The following is a 3,923-nucleotide window of genomic DNA, read 5'->3' as shown; positions in this document are numbered from 1 at the left end:
TCGAATAACGGGCGTTTACTAGCCTAAGCTGAGTGAAGCACCTAAATCACAGCGTTTCTATGAAAAAATGCGCCACGAGTAAACGTCCCTGTTTATTTGCTTGTTAGCATACTTTTAGAGCACTGACGAATCAGTGACACCATTTCACTTGCCATTGGATTTGTAGACATTTTTAAACCGTCAATAATACCCTGTATATTCTCGTCAGGCTGATTTTGGCTCACTTTCCATTTGCCCTCGAGTGATCCCACTTGCACTTCAATACCTACGACAGCTGTCTGTAGCTTTTCAATAAAGTCACTAGGTGCATCAGAGATTGACCAAGGAAAATCAAATTGAGCTTCTTGTTCATCAGTTAGAGTTTCAAGTATTTGATAAACAGCCTGTGGCTCATGAACATATTTAATGTCACCTTTTGCATGAACCACAACGTAATTCCACGTAGGTACAGCACGACCATGTTTGGCTTTTGTCGGATAGTAACTAGGGGAAATATAGCTATGTGCGCCATTAAAGATAACCAGCACTTTCGAGTGCTCTTCGACCATATTCCAGAAGGGGTTAGCTTTAGCGATATGACTTTTCAGTACAATACCATTTTCTGTACTTTCAACTGACACAGGCAAATGAACAACCTCAATACCAGCACCAATTTGGGCGACTAACGTTGCAAATGGATAGTCACACATGACAGAGATGATTTCGTCAATATTATCTTGCTTGAACTTTGCAGGGATAAACACCGAACCTCCTTGTATGCTAACGTCGTTTTAAGGGGCGAAAAACATTAGCTTCACGCAATAAAGCCACCGTAAACGCCATAAGTTGATATAACAAAATTTGCGGAGATGTTTTGCGTCCGCCTTCAAAACCTTTGTTATAAAGCTGCCACCCTATCTGTTTGACTAGCCGAACCTCGCCTTTTGCCTTTGCAAGCAGCCCCTGGGATGCTTGGTCTTTTCTGGCCATTGATGGCTTGTTTGCAACACTTTCAATGGTGAGCGGCGATCCAAAACCAAACCGCTTTTTTGTTGAGAAAACCACCGTGATTTGTGGTTCAAATTTGCTGCTTACATGTAAGTAAAATTACAGCGTATAACGTCGTTTTAAGGGGCGAAAAACATTAGCTTCACGCAATAAATCCACCTTAAACGCCATAAATTGATATAACAAAATTTGCGGAGATGTTTTGCGTCCGCCTTCAAAACCTTTGTTATAAAGCTGCCACCCAATCTGTTTGAATAGCCGAACCTCGCCTTTTGCCTTTGCAAGCAGCCCTTGGGATGCTTGGTCTTTTCTGGCCATTGATGGCTTGTTTGCAACACTTTCAATGGTGAGCGGCGATCCCAAAACCAAACCGCTTTTTTGTTGAGAAAACCACTGTGGTTTGGCGCTCAAAGTCGCTGCTTACATGTAAGTAAAATTACAGCGTATAACGCTGTGATAACGGGCACTTGCCCGCACTAAACCTGACCAAACCTATGTATTCACAACACTTTCTAAGCGCTTCGAGATTGGCAAGGTGTCCCGTTGATGACCTTGTTAGCCGCTGATTCTTCATACTATCGCGGCTTTGCCGCCAACACCCAACGAACGTGCCATTTTGTGAATGCCACTGCAGCCTTAAAGACAAAACCACTCAATAAAACCACAAGCGTTGAATTCAACTTAGCAAAGATAGCCGCATGATTTTGCATCGAGTGTGGGATTGGTTTGATGAGCGTTTTCAGATTAAACAGCCTGCGACGAAGAGAGGAATTGCCTAGCCAAACATCGCAAACTAAATACTGAGAAGAATTGACGGATAACGTTGTGATAACGGGCACTTGCCCGCCCTAAACCTGACCAAACCAATGTATTCACAACACTTCCTAAGCGCTTCGAGATTGGCAAGGTGTCCCGTTCATGACCTTGTTAGCCGCTGATTCTTCATACTATCGCGGCTTTGCCGCCAACACCCAACGAACGCGCCATTTTGTGAGTTCAACTGCGACCATAAAGACAAAATCACTCGATAAAACCATGCGTATTCAATTCAACTTAGCAAAGATAGCCGCATGATTTTGCATGGAGTTTGGGATTGGTTTGATGAGACTTTTGGATTTAAACAACCTGCGACGAAGAGAGGAATTGCCTAGCCAAACATCGCAAACTAAATACTGAGAAGAATTGACGGATAACGTTGTGATAACGGGCACTTGCTCGCACTGAACCTGACCAAACCTATGTATTCACTACACTTTCTAAGCGCTTCGAGATTGGCAAGGTGTCCCGTTCATGACCTTGTTAGCCGCTGAATATTCATACTATCGCGGCTTTGCCGCCAACACCCAACGAACGCGCCATTTTGTGAGTTCAACTGCGACCATAAAAACAAAATCACTCGATAAAACCAAAGGCATTGAATTCAACTTAGCAAAGATAGCCGCATGATTTTGCATCGAGTTTGGGATTGGTTTGACGAGGGTTTTGAGGTTAAACAACCTGTAACGAAGAGAGGAAATAGCTAATCAAACATCGCAAACTAAACACTGGGAAGAACTGACGGATAACGTTAGCATAACGGGCGTTTACTAGCCCAAACTGATTGAAACGGCTAAATCACATAAGATAAAAGCGCCACCAGTAAACGTCCCTCGTTCATGCTCTTGTTATACGCCAATTCACCAAGCCCCTTTTTATATCAGTTCAAAAGCTGGACACGGTGTTCCTTGATGATACTTCAACTGCCAGCAAGTACCTGTAAAAGCCCAAATTGAACAACGCTTAGCGTAGTCGCTGATTTCACCTGTCGGAGCGACTGAAGCAGACTCATATTTAAGAAGCTGAACCGAAGGTGCTAGTTGAACACATACATAATTCTGCGAATGAACTCTGCAGTCTGTAGGCTCCTCTGAGCTCATCATTTTAACGATTGAAGCGAAGTCAAAACTGACTCCTGACTTACCGACTTCAGAAAAACTAGGATGGATCAATCGCTCAACATCAGCTCGACTTTGACGAACTTCATACCGATGAAGCTCGGTTTCTTGTTCAACTAAAATATCCACTTGTTCTCCTGAACTGACAAGGTATATAACGCTGTGATAACGGGCACTTGCCCGCACTGAATCTGACCAAGCCAATGTATTCACTCTACTTTCTAAGCGCTTCGAGATTGGCAAGGTGTCCCGTTCATGACCTTGTTAGCCGCTGAACATTCATACTATCGCGGCTCTGCCGCCAACACCCAAAGAACGCACCATTTTGTGAATTCAACTGTGGCCTTAAAGGCAAAATCACTCGATAAAACCGAAGGCATTGAATTCAACTTAGCAAAGATAGCCACATGATTTTGCATCGAGTTTGGGATTGGTTTGATGAGGGTTTTGAGGTTAAACAGCCAGCAACGAAAAGAGGAATTGCTTAGCCAAACATCACAAACTAAATACTGAGAATAATTGACGGATAACGCTGTGATAACGGGCACTTGCCCGCACTAAACCTGACCAACCCAATATATTCACACAACTTTCTAAGCGCTTCGAGATTGGCAAGGTGTCCCGTTCATGACCTTGTTAGCCGCTGAACATTCATACTATCGCGGCTTCGCCGCCAACACCCAACGAACGCGCCATTTTGTGAATTCTACTGCAGCCTTAAAGACAAAATCACGCGATAAAACCAAAGGCATTGAATTCAACTTATCAAAGATAGCCACATGATTTTGCATCGAGTTTGGATTCGTTTGATGAGCGTTTTCAGATTAAACAGCCTGCGACGAAGAAAGGAAATAGCTAACCAAACATCGCAAACTAAACAATGAGAAGAACTGACGGATAACGCTGTGATAACGGGCACTTGACCGCACTAAACCCGACCAAGCCAATGTATTCACACCATTTTCTAAGCGCTTCGAGATTGGCAAGGTGTCCCGTTCATGA

At 43.6% G+C, this 3,923-nt stretch carries 9 protein-coding genes; 5 read left to right on the top strand and 4 right to left on the bottom strand.

The window, feature by feature from the left end:
• Nucleotides 1–92 precede the first annotated feature (92 nt).
• The 3 genes from LRP50_RS25060 to LRP50_RS25050 are packed head-to-tail and all read right to left on the bottom strand — an operon-like array spanning nucleotide 93 to nucleotide 1,398.
• Nucleotides 93–743 (bottom strand): FMN-binding negative transcriptional regulator, encoded by a 651-nt coding sequence (locus LRP50_RS25060; RefSeq protein ID WP_274167118.1) that lies wholly within the window; start codon nucleotides 741–743, stop codon nucleotides 93–95.
• 16 nt (nucleotides 744–759) lie between these two features.
• Nucleotides 760–1,044: a hypothetical protein gene (locus LRP50_RS25055; RefSeq protein ID WP_274167117.1), complete on the bottom strand. Its 285-nt coding sequence runs from the start codon at nucleotides 1,042–1,044 to the stop codon at nucleotides 760–762.
• A 42-nt stretch (nucleotides 1,045–1,086) separates the two neighbouring features.
• Complete coding sequence (locus tag LRP50_RS25050; protein ID WP_274167116.1) at nucleotides 1,087–1,398, bottom strand: hypothetical protein; 312 nt, start codon at nucleotides 1,396–1,398, stop codon at nucleotides 1,087–1,089.
• A 135-nt stretch (nucleotides 1,399–1,533) separates the two neighbouring features.
• On the opposite strand from LRP50_RS25050, the gene LRP50_RS25045 reads away from it, so the two are divergent.
• From LRP50_RS25045 to LRP50_RS25035, 3 genes are all read left to right on the top strand, one after another.
• Complete coding sequence (locus LRP50_RS25045) at nucleotides 1,534–1,689, top strand: hypothetical protein (protein WP_274167115.1); 156 nt, start codon at nucleotides 1,534–1,536, stop codon at nucleotides 1,687–1,689.
• A 216-nt stretch (nucleotides 1,690–1,905) separates the two neighbouring features.
• Nucleotides 1,906–2,061, top strand: coding sequence for a hypothetical protein (locus LRP50_RS25040; RefSeq protein ID WP_274167114.1), 156 nt, complete (start codon nucleotides 1,906–1,908; stop codon nucleotides 2,059–2,061).
• Nucleotides 2,062–2,277: 216 nt separating this feature from the next.
• Nucleotides 2,278–2,433: a hypothetical protein gene (locus LRP50_RS25035; protein WP_274167113.1), complete on the top strand. Its 156-nt coding sequence runs from the start codon at nucleotides 2,278–2,280 to the stop codon at nucleotides 2,431–2,433.
• A gap of 245 nt (nucleotides 2,434–2,678) precedes the next feature.
• Here LRP50_RS25035 and LRP50_RS25030 read toward each other — a convergent pair whose 3' ends face one another.
• Nucleotides 2,679–3,050, bottom strand: coding sequence for a nuclear transport factor 2 family protein (locus LRP50_RS25030; RefSeq protein WP_163391277.1), 372 nt, complete (start codon nucleotides 3,048–3,050; stop codon nucleotides 2,679–2,681).
• 126 nt (nucleotides 3,051–3,176) lie between these two features.
• On the opposite strand from LRP50_RS25030, the gene LRP50_RS25025 reads away from it, so the two are divergent.
• The gene (locus LRP50_RS25025; RefSeq protein WP_274167112.1) at nucleotides 3,177–3,332 is read left to right on the top strand and encodes a hypothetical protein; all 156 of its coding nucleotides are present in this window, start codon (nucleotides 3,177–3,179) and stop codon (nucleotides 3,330–3,332) included.
• A gap of 216 nt (nucleotides 3,333–3,548) precedes the next feature.
• Nucleotides 3,549–3,704 carry a hypothetical protein gene (locus tag LRP50_RS25020; RefSeq protein WP_274167111.1) on the top strand — a complete coding sequence of 52 codons (156 nt, stop codon included), beginning with the start codon at nucleotides 3,549–3,551 and terminating at the stop codon, nucleotides 3,702–3,704.
• Nucleotides 3,705–3,923: the final 219 nt, after the last annotated feature.

Origin of the sequence: Enterovibrio gelatinilyticus (assembly GCF_028683095.1) — a bacterium.
GTDB lineage: Bacteria > Pseudomonadota > Gammaproteobacteria > Enterobacterales > Vibrionaceae > Enterovibrio > Enterovibrio gelatinilyticus.
This window is presented reverse-complemented; position numbering and strand designations above follow the sequence as displayed.